This is a genomic window from Streptoalloteichus hindustanus (assembly GCF_900129375.1).
Lineage (GTDB): Bacteria > Actinomycetota > Actinomycetes > Mycobacteriales > Pseudonocardiaceae > Streptoalloteichus > Streptoalloteichus hindustanus.
This window is the reverse complement of the sequence record NZ_FQVN01000016.1, coordinates 52282-73930: the sequence shown is the minus strand read 5'-3', so window position 1 is coordinate 73930 and position 21649 is coordinate 52282. Positions and strand designations below refer to the sequence as shown.

Below are 21649 nucleotides of genomic sequence, written 5' to 3'. Positions count from 1 at the left end.
TCACAGGCCGGACTCCCCGGTGCGCACCAGGATGACGCCGCACTCCGAGCACCGGACGACCTCGTCCGACGCGGCGGTGCGCAGCTCGCCGAGCACGGTGCGGTCCAGTTCGAGCTGGCACGCGCCGCAGCGCCGCGACCGCAGCAACGCCGCGCCGGTGCCCTTGTGGGTGCGGATGCGCTCGTACAGGCTGACCAGCTCGTCGGGCAGCGCCGCGACCAGGCCCTTGCGCTCGACGGCGCGCCGCGCGTCGATCACGTCGAGGTCGGCCAGCGCCTCGTCCCGCCGGCCCCGCGCGTCGCCGAGCTTCTCCTCCACGGCGGCGAGCTCCTCGCGGCGGTGCGCGACGTCCTGCTCGACGGCCTCGCGCCGCTCCATGACCTCCAGCAGCTCGTCCTCCAGCACGCCCCGCCGGCGGGCCAGCGTCTCCAGCTCGTGCTGGAGGTCGACGACCTGCTTGGCGCCCACGGCGCCGCCGTCGAGCAGCCGGCGGTCGCGGTCCTCCCGCGCCCGCACCTGCTCGATCTCGGTCTCCAGCCGGCGGGCGTCCCGGTCCAGGTCGCTGTGGGTGGTCTCGACCGCGATCACGGCGTCCTGCCTGGCCCGGACGGCGCGCTCCAGCTCGGCGATCTCGGCGAGCTCCGGCATCGTGCGGCGACGGTGCGCGACGCGGTGCAGCTCGGCGTCGACCTTGGCCAGGTCGAGCAGCCGACGCTGGGCGGCGGGCTGGGCTTTCACGCGGGCGTCCTCCCGGTCGGGCTGGTCGTCGCACCGATCGTCCACGGGTCGGTGCGGCGGGTGGAAACAAGGACCTCGACCGTACCGCCGAGGGCGGCGCGCACGACGCCGGCCGCCTGGTCGCACCAGGGCCACTCGCTGGCCCAGTGCGCGACGTCGACCAGCGCGGGCACGCGCGCGCCCGGCACGTCGGCGCGGGCCAGGTGCTCGCCGGCGGGGTGGTGCCGCAGGTCGGCGGTGACGTAGGCGTCGACGCCGGCCGCGGTCGCGCGGTCCAGGTAGGAGTCGCCGGCGCCGCCGCAGACCGCCACCGCCCTGATCGGGCGGTCCGGGTCGCCGGCGGCGCGCACGCCCCACGCGGTGGGCGGCAGCGCGTCGGCGACCCGCCGGACGAACGCCGACAGCGGCTCGGCCGCGGGCAGCTCCCCGATCCGGCCCAGTCCCCGGCTGGACGGCAGGTCGGCCACCTCGTGCAGGTCGAAGGCCGGCTCCTCGTACGGGTGGGCGGCGCGCAGCGCGGCGAGCACCGACCGGCGCAGGCGCCGGGGCAGCACGGTCTCGATGCGGGTCTCCGGCTCGCGGTGCACCGCGTCGATCTCGCCGAGGGCGGGCGCGGCTCCCGGGAGCGGGCGGTACTGGCCGGTGCCGTCGACGTACCAGGCCGCGTCGCCGTAGTTCCCGACCTGGCCGGCGCCCGCCCCGGCCAGCGCCGCGAGCACCCGCTCGGCGTGGGCCAGCGGCACCGTCGTGCTCAACGCGTCGAGCGGGTCGGCGGGGCGCGGGTCCAGCGGTCCGGTCACGGTGAGCCCGATCGCCCGGGCGAGGGCGTCCGAGACGCCGGGGTCGGCGGAGTCGGCGTTGGTGTGCGCGGTGAACAGGGCGATGCCGGACCGCACGAGGCGGTGCACCACGCGGCCCTTGGGCGTGTTGGCCGGCACGGCGTTGACGCCGCGGAGCATCAGCGGGTGGTGGGAGACGAGGAGCTGCGCGCCCACCTCGACCGCTTCGTCCACTGTGGACTCAACCGGGTCGACGCAGAACAGCACCCGCCGCACCGGCTCGTCCGGGTCCCCGCAGACCAGTCCGACCGCGTCCCAGGACTCGGCCAGCGCCGGCGGGTAGGCGGCCTCCATGGCGGCGACGACGTCGGCGACGCGCGCGCCACCGGCCCGACCGCCACCCGGCTCGGCGGTCAGCTCACCGCTCCCACCGCGCTCGCTCACGCTCACGTGAAGACCTCCATGGCGACGTCCGACACGGCCAGCTCGGCGCGCAGCGCGTCGAGCAGGAGGGCGTTCCGCGCGGGGCCGCGCACGGCCACCCGCAGGTGGTCGACGCCCAGTCCGGGGAAGGTGTCGGCCCGCCGCACCGCGATGCCCCGCGCGCGCAGTCCGGCCAGCACCCGGTCGCCGCCGGGCACGCGGAGCAGCAGGAACGGCCCCGCCGCCGGGAGGTGGACCGCCACGCCGGGCAGCTCGGCCAGCGCGCGGGCGAAGTCGTCGCGGTGGCGGGACAGCTCGCGCGCCGCCGCGTCCGCCTCGGCGACGGCCGCGGCGGAGCAGCACGCGGCCACCGCCTCCAGCACCAACGTGCCGACGGGCCAGTGCGGGCGGGGCGCGGCGAGCCGGGCGAGCAGGTCGGGAGCGCCGAGCGCGTAGCCGGCGCGGAGACCGGGCAACGCCCAGGTCTTGGTCAGGCTGCGCAGCACCAGCAGGCCGGGCGTGTCGGCGTCGCCGGCCAGCGACCCGCGCTCGCCGGGCACCGCGTCGGCGAACGCCTCGTCGACCACGAGCACCCGCCCGGGGCGGGCCAGCGCGCGGACGGCGGCGGCGGGGTGCAGCACGGAGGTCGGGTTCGTCGGGTTGCCGAGCACGACCAGGTCGGCGTCGGCGGGCACCAGGTCGGGGCGCAGCGCGTAGCCGTCGGCGGGGTCGAGCGGCACCCGGGTGACCGGGACCCCGGCGTCGACCAGCGCCACCTCGGGCTCGGTGAACGACGGGTGGATCACGGCGGCGTGGCGGGGGCGCAGCGCGGGCAGCAGCGCGAAGCCCTCCGCGCCGCCGTTGAGCACCAGCACCTCGTCCGGGCGGCGGCCGTGCCGGGCGGCGACGGCGGCGCGGGCGAGGGCGTCGGCCTCCGCGCTGGGGTAGGCGCCGAGCCGGTCGAGCGCGACGCGCAGCCGGTCCCGCAGCCAGGCGGGCGGGCGCTCCAGTCGGACGTTCACCGCGAAGTCGACCAGCCCCGGGGCGGCGTCCACGTCGCCGTGGTGGCGCAGCTTCGCCCGCTCGGCGGTGCGCTGGTCGTCGTCGCTGGTCATCGCCGGAGAGTTTAGGGGCGCGACGGCGCCGGACCGACGCCGCAGGGGTGCGTGACGCAGTGTGTCCGACGCGCCACGCGGCCAGCGGAGCGGGCGGGACCACGCACCGGACCTCGGCGGGTCAGCGCCCGGGAGCGCCCCGGCGGGACCTCGGCGTCCGGACTCGCACGCCACCTAAGGTGAACCGTCGTGCATGTTTGCTTCGTCTGCACCGGCAACATCTGCCGGTCCCCCATGGCGGCACTGGTGTTCACCACCCACCTGGAGCGGGTCGGCCTGGCCGACCGGGTGCGGGTGACCAGCGCGGGCACCGGGTCGTGGCACGCGGGCGACCCGGCCGACCCGCGCGCGGCGAAGGTGCTGGCCGACCACGGCTACCCGACCGAGCACGTGGCCGCGCGGGTCGACGGGGACCACCTGGACGCGGACCTGCTGGTCGCGCTGGACACCGACCACGACCGGGCGTTGCGGCGGCTGGTGGACGACCCGGCCCGGGTGCGGCTGTTGCGCTCGTTCGACCCGAGGGCGACCGACCTGGACGTGCCCGACCCCTACTACGGCGGCCGGCAGGGGTTCGTCGAGGTCCTGGAGATGGTCGAGGCCGCGGCGCCCGGGCTGCTCGGCTGGGTGCGGGAGAGGCTGTGACCGACCCGTCAGCCCCGGCGCGCTGAGGTCCCCTCGGGCAGCCGTCCAGCCCGGGAGCCGACGGAGCCGGCGCACGAGGTCGGCGGCCCGGCCGCGCGACCGGAAGCCGGCCTCGCGCAGTCGGTCGAGCCGATCCCGAGCACGGGCGCCGAGCGGACACCGATCGGTGGAGCCGATCAGTCCGGCCGATCGGTTCGGCCGATCGGCGGGGCCGATCAGTGCGCTGACCGGTGCGGCTGATCGGTGCGGCTGATCAGTCTGGCCGATCGGTGCGAGCGAGCGGTCCGGGCCGACGGCTGGGCGAGGAGTTCCCGTCTCGGTCGGCGCACGTGGGCGCGGTTCTGCCAGAGGGCGGCGATCAGGGCCAGGCATGGAGAGCGACGCGGCCGGATCAGCCGGATGCCTCGTTCGGCGAGGTAGTGGTCGAGTTCGCGGGAAGCGCAGCCCTCATCGCCGGTGATCAGCAGCCCGAGACGGTCGGTGAGCGGGGCGGGTTGACCGGCAGCCCGGCGGGGATGCGGACAAGTGAGGCCACAGCCCTCGAAACCAGCGGAGTGCGAGCGGCAGTAGCCGTGCTTCGCCCAGCCGGCCAACGGTGAGCGCTGCACTGCCGGGTGGGAGCGGGCGCACTCCACCGGCGTGAAGCGGCTCCGGGATCTGCCGGCACGGGCCTGCCCGCCAGTTGGCCGTCAGCCCTGCCGTGGAGCACGGCGAGGAAGGGTGTTCACGCCTGTCGTCCGTAATGGATCTTGAACACCCTTCGCCCGTCTCCGGGCGCCACGCGGACTCACGCATCACTCGTCTGAGCGTCGGCAGGCGTTGCTGGCGTGCGCGCGGCGGCGAAGACCTTGCGGCGGTCGAAGAGGTAGTGCGGCTGGAGCGTGTGGCGTTCGCAGAACGCGCTGAAGGCGTAGGAGGCGTCCGCGTCGTCGCTGGCGAGGACGGAACCGGGCCGGAGCCGGCTCAGCGCTCCGGTGTACTCCAGCCACTGCCAGCCGTAGGTGTGGTGGCTGTCGTGCACGAACAGGTCGAGCGGGGGCAGGCTGGCCAGGGCCGCCGACCAGGACCGCCGGGAGCGGGAGCGCAGCAGCCGCAGGTCCCAGCCGTCCCGCTCCTCGGCGGAGAGGTACCCGCCGACGTCGCCGCGCACGTCGAAGCTGTGCAGCCGGCCCCGGCCGTTGCGGCGCAGCGCGCGCAGGATCCACCAGGTCGACCGGCCGTTGGCCACACCGGTCTCCAGCACGTGCTCCGGCCGGACGGCCCTGGCGAGCAGGTACAGCGTGCGGGCCGACTCGTCCTCGACGTCGAAGTGCCGGGGGTAGGGCAGGTCGGCGGTGGTCTCGGCCCGCTCCCGCCACTCCGTGTCCAGCGCGTCGAGCTCCTTGCGGTAGCGGGCCAGGCCGTCGCGGCCGGCCACGCCCTCGACGAACGAGGAGGCGGTGAGGTGCAGCGGGGCGTCGTGCCGGAGCAGGTGCCCCATGGTGGGATAGCCCACCCGTTTGACGATCGTGCGCTCCACGAGCCGCCGGGCGCCGTGGCGCACGACGTGGGTGAGAGGCAGCAGCCGCGGGCGGGTCCGGCTCTCGATGCGGTTGTCCATGCCGCTCCTTCCGCTTCCCCCTCGTCGGCGGGATCGGCGCGGAGCGCGCCGACCTTGACCGCACCTCAGCATCACCGGGGTCACCGGGCCGGGCAATCAACCACGGCGCGGCGGCGGCCCGCTTCGCCCGTGCGGGTGCCCGCCGGCGGCGACGCGGGGCACCACCTGGTGTCGACCACGTGTAGGCGTCCTACTGTTGAGGGGTGCGCCTGAAGTTCCTGTTCCGCCCTGGCTGGCTGGCGGCGATCGTGCTGGTCGGCGTGTTCGCGGCCCTGGCGTTCACGGTGCTCGCGCCGTGGCAGTACCACCGCCACGAGGAGAAGCAGGCGCTCATCGACGGCGTGCGCACGGCGGAGCAGCTCGCGCCGGTGCCCGTCGAGGAGGTGCTGCCGGGCGACCAGGCGCCGGACGGCCGCACCGAGTGGCGGCGCGTCGTGCTCACCGGCAGCTACCTGCCGCGGGGTGAGGCGCTGCTGCGCCTGCGCAGCGTGCAGGGCAAGGCGGCCTACGAGGTGCTGACCCCGTTCCAGCTGGCCAGCGGGAGCTCCGTGCTGGTCAACCGGGGGTACGTGCACCCGGTCGAGGGCAACAGGGTGCCCCCGTTCGCCGCGCCGCCCACCGGGCAGGTCAGCGTCACCGCGCACGTGCGGGTCGACGAGGTCGACGGCGCCAACCGCGACGCGTTCACCGAGTTCGGGCACCTCCAGGTCTACGTGGCCAACGCGGCCACCGTCGGCCGGGCCACCGGCCTCGACCTGCGGCCCGGCTTCTTCACCCTGGTCGACGGCCAGCCCGGCGTGCTGGGCGCGATGCCCCTGCCCGACCTGACCACCGGCCCGCACCTCGCGTACTCGCTGCAGTGGGCCGGCTTCGCGATCATGGCGATCCTGGGCCTTGGCTACTTCGCCTTCCGGGAGGCGAAGCCGGACCGGCCCAAGCGGGTCTCGGTGCACGACGCCCTCGCCAGGGACGACGAGGACGACCTCGACGACGAGCCGGGCGAGCGCGTCGCGACCAGGAGTCGGGCGGCGGGGCCCCCGAGCCGGCACGGCGACCGCAGCGGCTGAGCCGGCTCCGGCCAGCACCGGCGGGCCAGCACCGGCCCGAGGGCACCGGTCGGGTCAGCGGCGGCGGGACCGGCGCAGACCGAGCAGCAGGGTCGTCGCCGCCGAGGCCGCGCCGGCCACCGCGCCGACGACCCGGGACAGCTCCACCGCCCGGGTGACGTGCCCGGCGTCGGGCGTGCGGCCGTCCCCGAGCACCGGGCGCTCCTCCACCCGCCGGTCCGGGCCCCGGCCGTAGATCGTGCGGCCGCCGAGGCGGACCTCCAGCGCGCCGGCGAAGGCCGCTTCGACCTGGCCGGCGTTGGGGCTCGGGTGCGCCGAGGCGTCGCGCCGCCAGGTGCGCCACGCGCCCCCGGCCGAGCCGCCCACGACCGGCGCGCACAGCGCCGTCAGCGCGGCGGCGGCCCGGGAGGGCACCAGGTTGACCAGGTCGTCGAGCCGGGCCGACGCCCAGCCGAAGTGGCGGTACCGCTCGGAGCGGTGCCCGACCATCGCGTCCAGCGTGTTGACCGCCCGGTAGCCGAGCAGGCCGGGCACGCCGGCCACGGCGCCCCAGAACAGCGGGGCGACCACGGCGTCGGAGGTGTTCTCGGCCACCGACTCCACCGTGGCGCGGGCCAGCCCCGCCCCGTCCAGCGTGCCGGGCTCGCGGCCGCACAGGTGCGGCAGGCGGGCGCGGGCCTCGTCGATCCGGCCGGCGTCCAGCGCCCGGCCCATGACCGTGCCCTCCTTCGCCAGCGACGCCCCGCCGAGCACCGCCCAGGTCGCCACGGCGGTCGTCGCCGCCTGCGCGACCGGGCTGCGGCGGGTCACGCGCTCGGCGGCCACGCCGAGCAGCACCGCCGTCCCGCCCAACAACGCCGTGTACGCCGCGCCCGGAGCCCGGTGGTCCCGGTACAACAGCTTCTCCGCGGCCGTGGCGGCCCTTCCGAAGGCGGCGACCGGGTGCCCCCGGCGCGGATCGCCCAGGGCCGCGTCCGCGGCCACCCCCAACAGCAGACCGATGGCGCGTGCCGCGCTCACCCGGCCCTCCCCTCTCGCTGCGCCGTTCCGTCCCCCGACCACGGACGCACAGGTGCGACCGTGCGAAGAAGGGACCGTAGCGCCCCACCCGCGCGCGGCGGCCGGCGGGACGTCTTGACAGGGGACGGCAAGTTAGGGTTGCCCGTCGTGAGGGAGCAGCAGGGGGAGCTCGTCGTCCGGGAGGCCGCCGGCGACACCGACGGCACCGGCAACGCCGTCGCGGCCCGCGACACCGACGACGTCGGGGCGGATCACGGGACGGACCGCCGGCTGCGGCTCTACGCGTACCTGGACGCGCGTGACTACCGGCGCACCTACCTGGAGATCATGCGGCTGTTCACCTCGACCCTGTTGGCCGACCTGTCGGCCGGCGAGGTGGCGAGCGCGCTGGCCGCCGCCGAGCGCGCCGGCCGGATCGACCCCGGCGAGTCGCGCATCGAGTCGGTGATCCCCCGGCTGCGCCAGCTCGTGGAGTGGGGCAACCTCGTGCTCGGCCGCCGCGAGACCGTCGCCGCGAGCATCGCCGAGTTCCAGCACGGCAGCGCCCGCTACCAGGTGAGCAAGCTCGCGGTGCGGGTGCAGCGGGACGTCGACGAGCTGCTGCGGGTGCCCGAGGGCGCCCGCGAGGTCTCCCGCGAGCTGCTGCCGGCCATCGAGCGCGGCCTCGCCGAGCTGGGGGCGACCCTGTCCGACGCGCTGAGGACCGAGCGGGACGCCCCGCACTCCCGCGCCGCCAGGAAGCTCGCCAAGCGGCTGGCCGAGCAGGTCACGACGCTGTTCCTCCAGCACGCCGAGCTTGCCGCGACCGTGCGGGACTTCTACGCCTACCTGGGTCAGGTGCTGACCCGGCACCACCTCGCGCCCGACGAGATCTCCGGCTTCCGCAACCTGCTCGTGGAGTACATCCAGATGGTCGTGGAGGACGTGCTGCGGCACACCCCCGCCATCGCGCAGTCGCTGACCGGCCCGCTGGCCGGGGCGCGCCCGGAGCTGCTGCGGCTGCTCGGCGCGCAGCGCCCGGCCGAGCCGCTCGGCGACGCCGTGGAGCGGTCGCGGGGGCGGTCGACGGCCGACTGGCGGGAGCTGACCGACTGGTTCGTGGACGGTCCCGGCCGGCCGAGCCAGGTCACCGCGTTGCGGGAGGCCACGAGCCGGGCGATCGGCTCGCTGCTGGCCAGCGTGAAGCGGGCCACGGCCGGCGGCGGCCTGCTGCCCGGCCGGCGCGCCGAGCTGCTGCGGCTCGCGGGCTGGTTCGACGGGGCCGGCGCCGACCGGGCGCACGCCCTGTACGCGGCGGCGTTCGGCCTGCACTCCGCGCGCCACCTGCTGCCGGCCCCGGACCACGACGGCGACGACGAGCACACGCCGTGGCGGGACGGCCCGGTGCTGGACGTGTCGGTGAGCGTGCGCAGCCGGGGCGACCGCGGAGCGCGCGGCCGCACCTCGCGGATCGTCTACGACCCCATGACGGAACAGGCCCTGCTGGCGGAGGCCCGCGAGGTCGACGCGCGGCGCGCGGCGGCGGTGGCGGAGCTGACCTCGGCCGCGCCCCGGCTCGACACGGCACGCCTGTCCTCGGGCGCGCTCGGCGTCCTGTGCGAGCTGCTCACCCTGGCGATGGCGCAGCGGGAGCGCACCGACCAGCCCGGAACGGCCGCCGACCCGGTGCGCGGGCTGCGGCTGACCGTCGTCCCCGAGGCCGGCCGCACCACCCGGATCAGGACGGCCGGTGGCGTGCTCACCCTGCACGACACGGCGGTCGAGCTGACCTCGGGAGCCGACCGTGGGTGAGCGCCGTCCTCTTCCGTCCACGGACGACCGGGAGCGAGCGGCCCGGCGGAGCACCGAGGGAGTCCGCCGGTGAGCGCCCACCCCGCCCTGGACGTGCTGGACAAGCTGTCCGACATCGACGCGGCCAACGTCGTCCGCTGCGCCCGCGTGCTGCTGCGCCGGCCGCTGCTGCGCGCCGGCGGCCAGGACGGCGACCTGCTGCCGCTGGTCTACCGGCACCGGGAGCCGTTGCAGGAGCTGTTCGCGGTGGCGCTGGGCTACCGGCTCGTGGTGGAGCGGCGGTTCGCCCGGCTCTACAAGACCGGCCCCGGCGACGACCCGACGCGGGGTGAGCCCTCGCTGTCGCCCCGCGGCTACGCGTACCTGGCGCTCACGCTGGCCGCGTTGACCGGCGTCGGCCGGCAGGTGCTGCTGTCCCGGCTGGTCGCCGACGTGCGCGCCGCCGCCGGCGAGGCGGGCGTCGCGGTGGTGGACGACCAGGCCGACCGCCGCGCGCTCACCGCCGCGCTCCGGCACCTGCTCGCCATGGGCGTGATCAGCGAGACCGAGGGCACCGTGGCGCCCTGGACCGGCGACGCCCCGGTGGAGGCCCTGATCACCATCGACACCGACGTGCTCGGCCTGCTGCTCGCCGGCCCGCTCACCGAGGCGTCCACTCCCGAGGCGCTGGTCGAACTGGCCGCGCGCCCCGGCCCGCGCGGCGTCGAGCACGTCGTGCGCCGGCGGCTGGTGGAGAACCCGGTGGTGCTGCACTCGGACCTGACCGAGGAGCAGTCGGCGTGGCTGCGCCGGCACCACCGGCGGGAGTCCGTCGTGCTGGAGCGGTGCTTCGGCCTGGTCACCGAGACCCGGGTGGAGGGCGTGCTCACCGCCGACCCCGAGGAGTACCTGACCGACCTGGCCTTCCCCGGCCCCGGCACGGTCGCGCGGATCGCGTTGCTGGCCCTGCGCGAGCTCCGCGACGGCGACGCCCGCCAGGACGGGCGGCACCCGGTGCGGGTCGAGCGGGTCCGCGAGCAGTGCGCCCGCCTGGTCGAGGACTACCCGGCGGCGTGGTCGCGGCAGGCGACCGAGGACTTCGACGCCCTGACCGGCGAGGTCCTGACCCTGCTCACCCGCGTCGGCCTCGCCACCCCCACCGAGGAGCCGGGGACCTGGCTGCTCAGCCCGGCCGCGCACCGCTGGGAGCCGGAGCCGGACGACACCCCGACCCGCCAGGGCGCCGCCGAGCCGACGCCCGCGCCGGAACCCGAACCCGCCAACTGGTCCCTGTTCAGCATCTGACGGCCCCGCGGCCGGCCCCACGACGGCCGGGCGCGGCCCCACGAGGAGATCCCAAGTGACGACGAGCGTGAGCCCCCGCTGGCAGCTGCACCGGGGCGGCATCGTCAACGTCTGGCAGTACGCCGAGCAGACCTTCGACTTCTCCGGCGGTCGGGCGATCTTCCAGGGCACCAACGGCTCGGGCAAGTCGCGGACGCTGGAGCTGCTGCTGCCGCTGTGCCTGGACGGCGACCTGCGGCAGCTCGGCTCCAAGGGCTTCGACACGGTCAGCATCCGACGGCTGATGCTGGACGACTACGACGGCGGGCCGAACCGCATCGGCTACGCGTGGATCGAGCTGCGCCGCGTCGGCGCCAACGGCGGGGCCGGCGGCGGGACCACCGGCGGGGTCGACGAGCCCGACGCCGAGTACCTGACCTGCGGCATCGGCGTGAAGGCGTCGAAGACCTCCCAGCAGATCACCGACTCCTGGCGGTTCGTGACCGCCGAGCGGGTGGGCGTGGACCTGCGGCTGGTCGGCCCGGACGGCGTGCCGCTCGGGCCCGCCCAGCTCCGCGACGCCCTCGGGGCCGACTGCGTGCTGGAGGACGCCCCGTTCCGCGCCAAGATCGCCGAGACCGTCTACGGCGTGCCGGCGGCGCGGTACTCCGACCTGCTCCACCTCCAGCGCACCCTGCGCAACCCCGACGTGGGTCTGAAGGTGCTGGAGGGCCAACTGGAGCAGATCCTCACCGACGCGCTGCCGCCGCTGGACGCCGGCCTCGTCGAGCAGCTCGCAACCTCGTTCGAGGACCTGGAGTCGATCCGCACCAACATCACCCGGCTGACCAGGGCCGACAGCGCGCTGGGCGCGTTCCTGTCCAGCTACCGGGGGTACGCGCTGGCCCAGTTGCGCGCCGCCGGCGACCGGCTCACCGGCGCCCGCGACAGCCTCGCGTCGCTGCGGAGCGACGTGGACCGGCAGACGCAGCGGCTGGAGACGGCGCGCCGGCAGCGGGCGGAGGCCGACGCCGAGGTCGCGGCGATGGAGGCGACCGAGGGCCGGCTGGAGACCCGGATCGACGCGGTGAAGTCGTCCCCGGTCTACCGCGACCTGCGCGACCTCCAGGACCGGGAGCAGCTCGTGGCGCGGTCCAGGACGGCGGCCGAGACCGCGCTGGACGCGGCGGCGCGCCAGCGGGCCCAGGAGGACCGCTCGGTCGACTCGGTGCTGGCGGTGCTGCGCCGGTTCGCCCAAGACACCGGCGCGGCCGACGCGCTGGCCGAACGCGGGCGGGAGCAGCTCGCCGGCGCCGGACTGGACGCCTCGGCCTGCCCGCGCCCGCCCGCGGCGCCGGCGGCGGACGCCGCCGTGCTCGCCGACGAGGTGCGGGCCAAGCCGGACGCCGACGCCGACCCGCTGCCCATCGAGCGGCGGATGCCGCCGGCCGTCGACGCCGCGGCCCTGCTGGCCGCCCTCGACGCGGCGGCCGACCAGGCCGGCCGGGCGGTGGCCGCCGCGCGGCAGCGCGCCGCGCTCACCGACGCCCTGCGGCACCGCGCCGTCGAGCTGGACCGGCACCGGACCCGGGTCGAGGAGCTGCACCGCGGCGCCCGCGAGGCGCAGATCGCCGCCACCGAGGCCGCGGGCCGGCGCAACCAGGCGGGCCAGCGGCTGGCCGACGCCGCCGCGGTGTGGCTGGAGCAGTGCGCCGGCTGGCTGGGCGTCGGCCCGCTGGCCGAGCTGCCGGCGGCCGACCGGCCGGTCCTGCCGACCGCCGACGAGCTGGTCGCCACCCGCACCGCCTCCCGCTCCGCGCGCGAGTCGGTGCGGCAGTGGGCGACCCCGCACCAGCGGATCGCCGCCCAGCAGCTGTTGGCGGCGGAGCAGACCGTGAACACCGCGCGCGGGGCGATCGCCGAGCGGGACGCCGAGCTGCGGGCCCTGCGGGGCGGCGTGCAGTCCGAGCCGGCCCGTCCGCCGTTCGCCACCGCCGAGCGCGACCCGGGCGCCGGCGCGCCGTTCTACCGGCTCGTCGACTTCGCCGACTCGCTCGCCGAGGAGCGCCGGGCGGGGCTGGAGGCGGCGTTGCAGGCCAGCGGCCTGCTCACCGCCTGGGTCACCGCCGACGGCCAGGTCGCCGACCCCGAGCTGGCCGACCTGCTCGCCGTCACCGCCCCCGCCGTGGCCGGGCCGAGCCTGGCCGACGTGCTCACGCCCGCGCCGGAGCCCGGCTGCCCGGTGCCGGCCGAGGTGGTCCGGGGCGTCCTCGCGGCGGTCGCGCTCTCCGACGAGCCCACGGGCGGCCTGGCGGTCTCCACGCTCGGGCAGTGGAGCGCCGGCGTCCTCACCGGGGCCTGGCGCAAGGACGCCGCGGAGTACGTCGGCGCCGGCGCGCGGGAGGCGGCCCGCCAGCGGCGGATCTCCGCGCTGGAGGACGAGCTGGACGTGCTGCGCGGCGAGCTGGCCGCCGCCCAGCACGAGATGGAGGACGCCAGGGCGGTCACCACCACGTGGCAGCGGCACCTGGACGCCTTCCCCGACGACGGCGACCTGATCGCCGCGCACGCCACGCTGGCCAGCGCCCGGGAGGCCGCCGCGGAGGCCGAGCGCCGCTCGGTCACGCTGCGCGAGCAGCACCGCGAGGCCGAGCGGCGGTGGACGGCGGCCTCCGGCGAGCTGGCCAGGGACACCGCCGAGGCCGGGCTCGCCGCGGACACCGCCGAGCTGGAGCGCGCGCACCGCGCGGCCGAGCAGGCGCGGCACAGCGTCGAGCAGCTCCGCGACACGCTCGTCGAGCGGTGCGCCGGCACCGTCGCCGACCTGACCGACGCGGTGAACCACCACCACGCGGCGGTGGCCGACCGGATCGAGGCCGAGACGGCCGCCGACCGCGCCTGCGTCGAGTACGCCGAACAGGCCGCGGCGCTCACCGAGCTCACCGGGGCGGTCGGCGGCGAGGCGCAGCAGGTGGCCGACCAGCTCGCCGCGCTGGAGGAGCAGCGCCGCCAGCTCCGCCGCGACCTGCCCGCCGCGCGCGAGCGGGTGGCGAGCCTGCGGGAGCAGGTCACCAAGGCCGAGACGCTGCTGGAGACCCGGCGCGGCCAGCTCGGCGGGCGCGAGGACGACGCGCTCCGCGCCGAGGAGGGCTTCCGGGCCACGCTCACCGCACCGGGCGTGTGGGCGGCGGCGGTCGGCCTGGCCACCGCGACGGACGCGAACACCGACTCGACCCAGGACCCGGCTGGAGCCGGAGCCGGATCCGAGGACGCCGACCTGGCCGGTCCGCCGCTGGACGACCTCGACGCCGCACTGGCCGCGGTGGCCGCCGCGCCCGACCAGCGGGTGGCCAGCGAGGGCACGGTGATCACCAAGCTCCAGGCGTTGCAGACCGCGCTGGCCGGCACGCACGACATCGCCGCCGAGACGTACGCCGGCGTGCTGACCGTGACCGTGACCGGCGAGGAGGGGCCGCGGCCGGTGGCCGAGGCCGCGCACCGGGTCGCCACCCGGCTCGCCGAGCAGCGCGGCTACCTGGGCGAGCGCTACCAGGAGATCTTCGCGACCTACCTGATCCGCGACCTCGCCGAGCGGCTGCGCGGCCAGATCGCGGTCGCCGAGGACCTGTGCCGGCGGATGAACGACGTCCTGGAGCGGGCCCGGTCCAGCCAGGGCGTGCACGTCCGGCTGGAGTGGCGGCCGTCGGCGGCCCTGGACGAGGGCACCCGGCAGGCCCTGGACCTGGTCCGGATGCCGTTCGCCCAGCGCACCAGCGAGCAGGACGACGCCCTGCGGCGGGTCTTCACCGAGCGGATCGAGGCCGAGCGGGACGCCCACTCCGCCGGCTACGCCGAGATCCTGGCCCGCGCCCTGGACTACCGCTCCTGGTACTCGTTCACCGTCCGGGTGCGCGACACCGGCCCCGACGGCCGCCCCCGCGACCGCCGACTCCGCCAGCTCTCCTCCGGCGAGACCCGCCTGGTGTCCTACGTGACCCTGTTCGCGGCCGCCGCGTCCTTCTACGACGCCGTGGGCGCCTCGCCGGCGGGCGAGGGCGCGCCCGAGGGCGGCCTGGCCGGCCCGCTGCGGCTCGTGCTCCTGGACGAGGCGTTCGAGCGCCTCGACGACCCGACCATCGCCCGGCTGCTCGGCCTGCTCGTCGACCTGGACATGGACTGGATCATCACCTGGCCCAGCGGCTGGGGCGTCTCCCCGAAGATCCCCCGCATGCACATCTACGACGTGCTGCGTCCCAAGACCGGACGCGGCATCGCCTGCACCCACACCACCTGGGACGGCGCCGGCCTGGACCGCGAGGACCTGTGACCACCGTGAAGCCGTCCCAGCCCGAACTGGCCGGGCTCTGGGCACTGGCCCGCGACGCCCTCGCCGAGAACCGGACGGCGCTGCGCCTGGAGATCCCCGACCAGGCCACGGCGGACGCGGTGGGCGCCCTCCTCGGGCGCCCACTGCGCCACCCCGGCCGCATCTCGATCTCCCTCCGAGTCCTGCGCGACCGACTCGCCACCCACGGCCTCGACCTCGACCAGGTCCTGGCCGAGGTGCACGGCACACCCGTCGCCGCCGCCTCCGTCGGCCGCCCCGGCGACGAGCGCTGGCACCGCACCGAGGCACTCCTCCGCGCCGCCCTGGCCAACCACGGCCTCGCCGACGAACACTGGGTCGCCCCGTGGATCGACGGCGTCTACCGCTACGGCAAGCTCCTCCCGCCCGACCTCGCCGTCCTCGCCGCCCCGGCCGCCGCCGTCCTCGCCCTCCTCCACCTCGACCCGTCCACCCCACCGCCCCGCCCGATCTCCCGCTCCGAGCTGGCCGCCCTCCCCGAGGTCGCGGCCCTCGACGAACCAGCCCGCCAGGCCCTCCACCGCGAGGTCCTCCGAGCCGCCGCCCTCGCCCACGGCCTCCCCCACCCCCAGTCCACCACCGACCGCCTCCACCTCTGGACCCACTGCGGCGTCACCGACCAGCCCTCGCCAGTCACTCCATCTGCGTCAGCCTCCAGGCATTGAAGTCCCTTCAGGCTTGACACTCCGGAACCTCACCACCTCTCACTTGCGGCAAGGCAAGCTTTGAGCCACAACGCTTCTGGTTGATTGAGAATGACATCACCGAGCACCGGAACATCTCCAAGAAACTGCCGCACCGTTGGGGGAACCTCCTGAGCGTTCGCTCCGGCCGTCGGGGGCCCTTCCACCAGCTTTGGTTCCCAGTCTAGATCGGAGTGCAGGAAGACTCCGTGCTGCTTCCCCGGCTCCCGCACGAAGATCATCCGCTCTCCGCACTCATTGACGAAATAAGCAACGTAGTCACGATCAGCAATGCGGTGACCACTCATTTCAGTCAGCAGTTGACGCAACTCTGACCCAACGTTCGAAGACATGCCCACAGCCTAACCTTCGGATGTGGGACACTCGCCCCATGGGGTACCGAACAGGCTTCACTCTCCTGAAGCTGCTCCAAGAGACGCGCGAGTTGGCAAGCACAGCCGAGGTCCGCGATCATATTGATAAGGCAATCAACTTCATTACGGATGAAACGGGCTCGAGCGGCCGCCGATACCAGCGAGGAAAGCACCTTGTCAACCACCTGCTAAACGCTTCACGAGCCGCTTCCAGTCGGGAGCACGGAAACATCAGCGGCCGACTGACCGACTTCGCCGAGTACGCCGCCGGAGAGATCCCTCTGGCCCTCTTGGAGACGAGATATGTTCCCGAGAGGAGGCAGTCCGAAGAGAAGTTCACGCGCATGCTCCTTGAGGTCGGACTGCGTCGCTCCAGCGAGCTGCTCACAGAGTTTCTCAAGGATCAACCAGACGCAAGCGCACGGGACGCACAACAGTGGCTCAGCAAGGTAGCCAACATGATGGAACGTTGGTCCGTTGGCGAAGATTCACATGGCGGAGTTAAGATTCGCTGGCAGGAACGACACTACCTCACCTGGTTCCGGCGCGTACAACTCGTCCTCAATGAACCCGAAGACCAATCGAACTTTCTCGATCTCGCCGAAGAGATTGCAGACATACCGGGCGCGGAACTCATTGCTACTGCGGTTCAGCGGAGACGGAGGAGAGCGGCGCTCGATCAGCTAAGAACAGTCGTCGAAGACCCAGAAGCCAGCGAAAGCGATATCCATAAAGAGCTCCAGCAACAAAGCTGGATTTTTGGCGGACGTTACGTTAAAGAGCTTTCTCGACGACGTCTCACCACAGTCGACGAGATCGATATACCTCTCCTGCGTGGCGACGGTTCGCTGCATGTGGTCGAGCTGAAGAGGGCAAAAGTGCCCCATCTGGTGGAGCGGATTCGCTCCCACTGCGCGGTCGGGGCCGACGTACATCGAGCGGTTTCTCAGGCAGCTAACTACCTGCGGTCGTTGGACGAGCACCGCCCTGCGATCCTCACCGATCACGGCATCGAGTGCCGACGCACCTTCGCGACCGTACTGATCGGCCACCCCAAATTCGTCAACCCGGAGTACAGGGCAGACGAGATCGCGGACGCGCTCCGAACCTACAACGCCGCTCTGAACAGAGTTGAGGTAATCACCTATCAGGAGCTGATCGATGCAGCCGAGCGAACTCTCGCGCTAGACGAGGACGTTACATGATCCAAGACCTCAGCAACCTACTGAAAGACCAGATCTGAATCCCGTCGCTCGCATTCCGAAGGAAACAGACCGGCAGGAGCCGTGGTTCATTCAGAGACAAACACTAAGGTTCAGCAGAGCGAAGACATGGCCGACAGCAAGAACCGCAGGCCTGGCGGGACACCTCTTCCGCAGATCTTGACGAAGGGTGCGGCCCGGCAGGTCGCTGGTGAAGTGCGAAATGCGCTGCTGGGTCGGGAGGAGCGCGCACCGTGGGGGTTTGGGGGCTCGGCCCCCCAATGAAGGACGGACGACCCGGTCCGCGCTTTCGGCGGACACACGTCCCCCGAGGACGTGGGCGCAGCAGGGTTCGAACCTGCGACCCCTCGCTTGTAAGGCGAGTGCTCTCCCGCTGAGCTATGCGCCCGGGCGACGGGGGCCGGTGGTGGTGACCACCGGCCCCCGTCGGGAAGCCGTCAGGCCGACAGCGACGCGATCGCCTTCTTCCAGGCGCTCTGGTCGCGGGCCTCGCCCGGCTGGTTCACCTCGGCGAACCGGACGACGCCCTGCTTGTCCAGCAGGAAGGTGCCCCGGTTGGCCATGCCGGCCTTGTCGTTGAACACGCCGTAGGCCTTGGCGACCTCACCGTGCGGCCAGAAGTCCGACAGCAGCGGGAACGCGTAGCCCTGCTGCTCGGCCCACGCCTTGAGGCTGAACGGGGTGTCCACGGACACGCCGATCACCTGCACGTCGTCGTTCTGGAACTCGGCGATCTCGTCCCGGACCTGGCAGAGCTCGCCCTGGCAGATCCCGCTGAACGCGAACGGGTAGAACACGAGCAGCACGTTCTTCTCGCCCCGGAAGGAGGACAGGGTGACCTGCTCCTTGTTGAAGTCCGGGAGCGTGAAGTCCGGGGCCTCGGCACCGACCTCGATCGGCATGGAAGCACTCTCCTCTTGGTCTCGTGGCTGGGCTGGTCCCACGGCTGACACCGGCCAGCCTAGAGGCTGGCCCGGTCCGGCACGGTCGGCCGGTCGGTCCGCGTCTCAGCGCTTGGACTTCGGCTTCGCCTTCGCCCCGACCAGCCGGGTCCCCGACCAGTCGTCGGACACCGAGACGGCGGAGGTCGACGACAGGCCGGCGGTCTTGGCCGCCTCGGCGATGTCGCTGGGCTCGACGTAGCCCGGTCGACCGGTCTTGGGGGTGAGCACCCAGACCACGCCCTCGTCCGCGAGCGGGCCGATCGCGTCGACCAGGTCGTCGGCCAGGTCGCCGTCGCCCTCCCGCCACCACAGCAGGACGACGTCCATCACGTCCTGGGCGTCCTCGTCGAGGAGCTCGCTCCCGCACCGTTCCTCGATGGCGGCTCGGACCTCGTCGTCGACGTCCTCGTCCCAGCCGAGCTCCTGGACCACCATGTCAGGCTCGATGCCGAGCTTCTCGGCGACACCGATCTTGCCGGCGTCTCCCGCGGCGACCACGCCTTCTCACTCCTCCTAGTGCGCCAGTGCGGCGGCACCGCTACCCGTGGGGCAGGTGGCCGCCGCACCTGTCGGTCGAAATCGGTCGCGGTTAGCGAACACTGGCAGTGGCCACCTGCGCAACCGCTCAGCCCGGGACACGCCGGACGGGTTTGCCCAGGAGCACGGCGAAGCGAGTCGATCACCCTCGATCGGCCGATTGGCAGTTACCCGCGAGTAACGTCGCACCCGCTCGCTACGCGCGCGCGATAAGAGGGATGATGGACCGGATGGGCACCTGCCTATCCGTGCACAAGTCGACGACGCAGGCGAGGAGAACCCTTGGCCCCGCAGAACAACGGCGCCGGTAGCGCGGGCACCCCGGAGCGGGTGCGCGTCATCCGCGACGGACTGGCCGCCCACCTCCCGGACATCGACCCGGAGGAGACGGCCGAGTGGCTGGAGTCCTTCGACGCGATGCTGGAGGGTTCCGGCCAGCAGCGCGCCCGTTACCTGATGCTCCGGTTGCTGGAGCGCGCCAGGGAGAACCGGGTCGGTGTCCCCTCGCTGACCAGCACCGACTACGTCAACACCATCCCCACCGAGCAGGAGCCCTGGTTCCCCGGCGACGAGGAGACCGAGCGCCGCTACCGGGCGTGGATCCGGTGGAACGCCGCGATGACGGTCCACCGGGCGCAGCGCCCCGGCGTGGGTGTCGGTGGTCACATCTCGACCTACGCCTCCTCGGCGTCGTTGTACGAGGTCGGTTTCAACTGGTTCTTCCGGGGCAAGAACCACCCCGGCGGCGGTGACCAGATCTTCGTCCAGGGCCACGCCTCCCCCGGCGTCTACGCCAGGGCGTTCCTGGAGGGCCGGCTCAGCGCCGAGCAGCTCGACGGCTTCCGCCAGGAGTACTCGCACGCCGGTCCTGGCGGCGGTCTGCCGTCCTACCCGCACCCCCGGCTGATGCCGGACTTCTGGGAGTTCCCGACCGTCTCGATGGGCCTCGGCCCGATGAACGCGATCTACCAGGCCCGGTTCAACCGGTACCTGCACGACCGCGGCATCAAGGACACCTCGCAGCAGCGGGTGTGGGCCTTCCTCGGCGACGGCGAGATGGACGAGCCGGAGTCGCGCGGCCTGGTGCACGTCGCGGCCAACGAGGGCCTGGACAACCTGACCTTCGTGGTGAACTGCAACCTGCAGCGGCTGGACGGCCCGGTCCGCGGCAACAGCAAGATCATCCAGGAGCTGGAGGCGTTCTTCCGCGGCGCGGGCTGGAACGTCATCAAGGTGATCTGGGGCCGCGAGTGGGACTCGCTGCTGCACGGCGACCGCGACGGCGCCCTGGTCAACCTGATGAACGTCACCCCCGACGGTGACTACCAGACCTACAAGGCCAACGACGGCGCCTACGTCCGCGAGCACTTCTTCGGCCGCGACCCGCGGACCAAGGAGCTCGTGGCGCAGATGAGCGACCAGGACATCTGGAACCTCAAGCGGGGCGGGCACGACTACCGCAAGGTCTACGCGGCGTACAAGGCGGCCAGCGAGCACGTGGGCCAGCCGACGGTCATCCTGGCCAAGACCATCAAGGGCTACGGCCTGGGCCCGACCTTCGAGGCCCGCAACGCCACGCACCAGATGAAGAAGTTCACCCTGGACGACCTCAAGAAGTTCCGGGACACGCTGCGCATCCCGATCTCCGACGCGGAGCTGGAGCGCGACCCGTACCGCCCGCCGTACTTCAACCCGGGGCCGGACGCGCCGGAGGTCCAGTACCTGCAGGAGCGGCGGCGCCAGCTCGGCGGCTACCTGCCGGAGCGGCGGGCCAAGGCCAAGCCGCTGGTGCTGCCCGGCGACAAGGTCTACGACGTGATCCGCCGCGGGTCGGGCAAGCAGGAGGTCGCCACGACGATGGCGTTCGTCCGGCTGCTCAAGGACCTGGCCAAGGACTCGGAGATCGGCCCGCGGTTCGTGCCGATCATCCCGGACGAGGCCAGGACCTTCGGCATGGACTCGATGTTCCCGACGCAGAAGATCTACAACCCGCACGGGCAGCTCTACACGTCGGTGGACGCCAAGCTCATGCTCGCCTACAAGGAGAGCGAGCGCGGCCAGATCCTGCACGAGGGCATCAACGAGGCGGGCTCGACCGCGTCGTTCACCGCCGCCGGCACGGCCTACGCCACGCACGGCGAGCCGATGATCCCGATCTACATCTTCTACTCGATGTTCGGGTTCCAGCGGACCGGTGACGGCCTGTGGGCCGCGGCCGACCAGATGGCGCGCGGGTTCGTGCTGGGCGCCACCGCCGGCCGCACGACGCTGACCGGCGAGGGCCTCCAGCACAACGACGGCCACTCGCTGCTGCTGGCCCACACCAACCCGGCCGTGGTGTCCTACGACCCGGCGTGGGCCTACGAGGTGGCGCACATCGTCAAGGACGGTCTGCGCCGGATGTTCGGCGAGAACGCCGAGGACGTCTTCTACTACCTCACGATCTACAACGAGCCGTACCAGCAGCCGGCGGAGCCGGAGGGCCTCGACGTCGAGGGCCTGCTGCGGGGCCTCTACCGGTTCCGGCCGGCGGAGGGCTCTGGGCCGCGCGCGCAGCTGCTGGCCTCGGGTGTGGCCATGCCGTGGGCGGTCAAGGCGCAGCAGATGCTGGCCGAGGAGTGGGGCGTCCAGGCCGACCTGTGGTCGGCGACCTCGTGGGGCGAGCTGCGCCGCGAGGCGGTCGAGTGCGACCGGCACAACCTGCTGCACCCGCGGGCGGAGCAGCGCGTGCCGTACGTGACCCGCGTGCTGGCCGAGTCGCACGGCCCGGTCGTGGCCGTCTCCGACTGGATGCGCGCGGTGCCGGACCTGATCCGGCCGTACGTGCCGACCGACATGGTCACCCTGGGCACCGACGGGTTTGGCTTCTCCGACACCCGGCCGGCGGCCCGGCGCCACTTCCTGGTGGACGCCGAGTCGATCACCGTCGCCACGCTGGCCGCCCTGGCCCGGCGCGGCGAGGTCGACCGCTCCCGGGTGGCCGAGGCGGCGGAGCGCTACCGGATCGACGACGTGCGGGCCGCCGGCCCGCAGACGTCCGACCCGGGCGTGGCCTGACCGGCAGGTGCGGTGAGCCGAGCG

General features: G+C 73.8%; 16 protein-coding genes, 1 tRNA gene and 1 pseudogene. 8 read left to right on the top strand and 10 right to left on the bottom strand.

The features are described from left to right. The 3 genes from BUE43_RS29985 to cobC form a co-directional block, all read right to left on the bottom strand. Complete coding sequence (locus BUE43_RS29985) at nt 1–738, bottom strand: zinc ribbon domain-containing protein (protein WP_073489746.1); 738 nt, start codon at nt 736–738, stop codon at nt 1–3. Beyond that, entirely contained in the window at nt 735–1871 is a 1137-nt protein-coding gene (locus tag BUE43_RS29980) for a Nif3-like dinuclear metal center hexameric protein (protein ID WP_073489744.1), read from the bottom strand. The genes BUE43_RS29985 and BUE43_RS29980 overlap by 4 nt, the downstream gene beginning before the upstream one ends. 92 nt (nt 1872–1963) lie before the next feature. Then, nucleotides 1964–3055, bottom strand: a complete 1092-nt coding sequence (gene cobC, locus BUE43_RS29975) for an Rv2231c family histidinol phosphate aminotransferase CobC (RefSeq protein ID WP_073489698.1) — start codon at nt 3053–3055, stop codon at nt 1964–1966. 189 nt (nt 3056–3244) lie between these two features. Between cobC and BUE43_RS29970 the strand changes: the two genes are divergently transcribed. Then, on the top strand, nt 3245–3700 hold the full coding sequence (locus BUE43_RS29970) for a low molecular weight protein-tyrosine-phosphatase (protein ID WP_073489697.1): 456 nt from the start codon (nt 3245–3247) through the stop codon (nt 3698–3700). A gap of 551 nt (nt 3701–4251) precedes the next feature. Here the strand turns inward: BUE43_RS29970 and BUE43_RS36125 are convergent. Together BUE43_RS36125 and BUE43_RS29965 are read right to left on the bottom strand one after the other, a co-directional pair. Further along, nucleotides 4252–4341 (bottom strand): annotated as a pseudogene (locus tag BUE43_RS36125) (IS982 family transposase); the annotation flags it as partial. A 146-nt stretch (nt 4342–4487) separates the two neighbouring features. Then, on the bottom strand, nt 4488–5300 hold the full coding sequence (locus BUE43_RS29965) for a class I SAM-dependent methyltransferase (protein WP_073489696.1): 813 nt from the start codon (nt 5298–5300) through the stop codon (nt 4488–4490). A gap of 203 nt (nt 5301–5503) precedes the next feature. On the opposite strand from BUE43_RS29965, the gene BUE43_RS29960 reads away from it, so the two are divergent. After that, complete coding sequence (locus BUE43_RS29960; RefSeq protein WP_073489695.1) at nt 5504–6367, top strand: SURF1 family cytochrome oxidase biogenesis protein; 864 nt, start codon at nt 5504–5506, stop codon at nt 6365–6367. A 54-nt stretch (nt 6368–6421) separates the two neighbouring features. On the opposite strand, the gene BUE43_RS29955 is transcribed toward BUE43_RS29960, so the two are convergent. Continuing rightward, nucleotides 6422–7387, bottom strand: a complete 966-nt coding sequence (locus tag BUE43_RS29955) for a cobalamin biosynthesis protein (RefSeq protein ID WP_073489694.1) — start codon at nt 7385–7387, stop codon at nt 6422–6424. A gap of 147 nt (nt 7388–7534) precedes the next feature. Here BUE43_RS29955 and BUE43_RS29950 point away from each other — a divergent pair, with 147 nt between their 5' ends. The 4 genes from BUE43_RS29950 (at nt 7535) to BUE43_RS29935 (ending at nt 15472) form a co-directional block, all read left to right on the top strand. Continuing rightward, complete coding sequence (locus BUE43_RS29950) at nt 7535–9178, top strand: DUF2397 domain-containing protein (RefSeq protein ID WP_234996002.1); 1644 nt, start codon at nt 7535–7537, stop codon at nt 9176–9178. Nucleotides 9179–9247: 69 nt separating this feature from the next. After that, nucleotides 9248–10462 (top strand): TIGR02678 family protein, encoded by a 1215-nt coding sequence (locus BUE43_RS29945; protein ID WP_073489693.1) that lies wholly within the window; start codon nt 9248–9250, stop codon nt 10460–10462. A 55-nt stretch (nt 10463–10517) separates the two neighbouring features. After that, complete coding sequence (locus BUE43_RS29940; protein ID WP_234996001.1) at nt 10518–14768, top strand: TIGR02680 family protein; 4251 nt, start codon at nt 10518–10520, stop codon at nt 14766–14768. Next, complete coding sequence (locus tag BUE43_RS29935) at nt 14765–15472, top strand: TIGR02679 domain-containing protein (protein WP_073489692.1); 708 nt, start codon at nt 14765–14767, stop codon at nt 15470–15472. Before BUE43_RS29940 ends, BUE43_RS29935 begins: the two co-directional genes overlap by 4 nt. Before the next feature lie 29 nt (nt 15473–15501). Here BUE43_RS29935 and BUE43_RS33885 read toward each other — a convergent pair whose 3' ends face one another. Continuing rightward, a complete protein-coding gene (locus BUE43_RS33885) occupies nt 15502–15843 on the bottom strand; it encodes a hypothetical protein (RefSeq protein ID WP_143174487.1) in 342 nt (113 codons plus the stop codon). Between the two features lie 38 nt (nt 15844–15881). Here BUE43_RS33885 and BUE43_RS29930 point away from each other — a divergent pair, with 38 nt between their 5' ends. Further along, complete coding sequence (locus BUE43_RS29930; protein ID WP_073489741.1) at nt 15882–17069, top strand: Shedu anti-phage system protein SduA domain-containing protein; 1188 nt, start codon at nt 15882–15884, stop codon at nt 17067–17069. Between the two features lie 334 nt (nt 17070–17403). Here the strand turns inward: BUE43_RS29930 and BUE43_RS29925 are convergent. The 3 genes from BUE43_RS29925 to BUE43_RS29915 form a co-directional block, all read right to left on the bottom strand. Further along, nucleotides 17404–17475 (bottom strand) — tRNA-Val (locus tag BUE43_RS29925). Between the two features lie 49 nt (nt 17476–17524). Next, the gene (locus BUE43_RS29920; protein ID WP_073489691.1) at nt 17525–17989 is read right to left on the bottom strand and encodes a peroxiredoxin; all 465 of its coding nucleotides are present in this window, start codon (nt 17987–17989) and stop codon (nt 17525–17527) included. A 105-nt stretch (nt 17990–18094) separates the two neighbouring features. Next, nucleotides 18095–18529, bottom strand: coding sequence for a DUF3052 domain-containing protein (locus BUE43_RS29915; protein WP_073489690.1), 435 nt, complete (start codon nt 18527–18529; stop codon nt 18095–18097). Nucleotides 18530–18850: 321 nt separating this feature from the next. Here BUE43_RS29915 and aceE point away from each other — a divergent pair, with 321 nt between their 5' ends. Continuing rightward, the gene (gene aceE, locus BUE43_RS29910; RefSeq protein ID WP_073489689.1) at nt 18851–21625 is read left to right on the top strand and encodes a pyruvate dehydrogenase (acetyl-transferring), homodimeric type; all 2775 of its coding nucleotides are present in this window, start codon (nt 18851–18853) and stop codon (nt 21623–21625) included. Nucleotides 21626–21649: the final 24 nt, after the last annotated feature.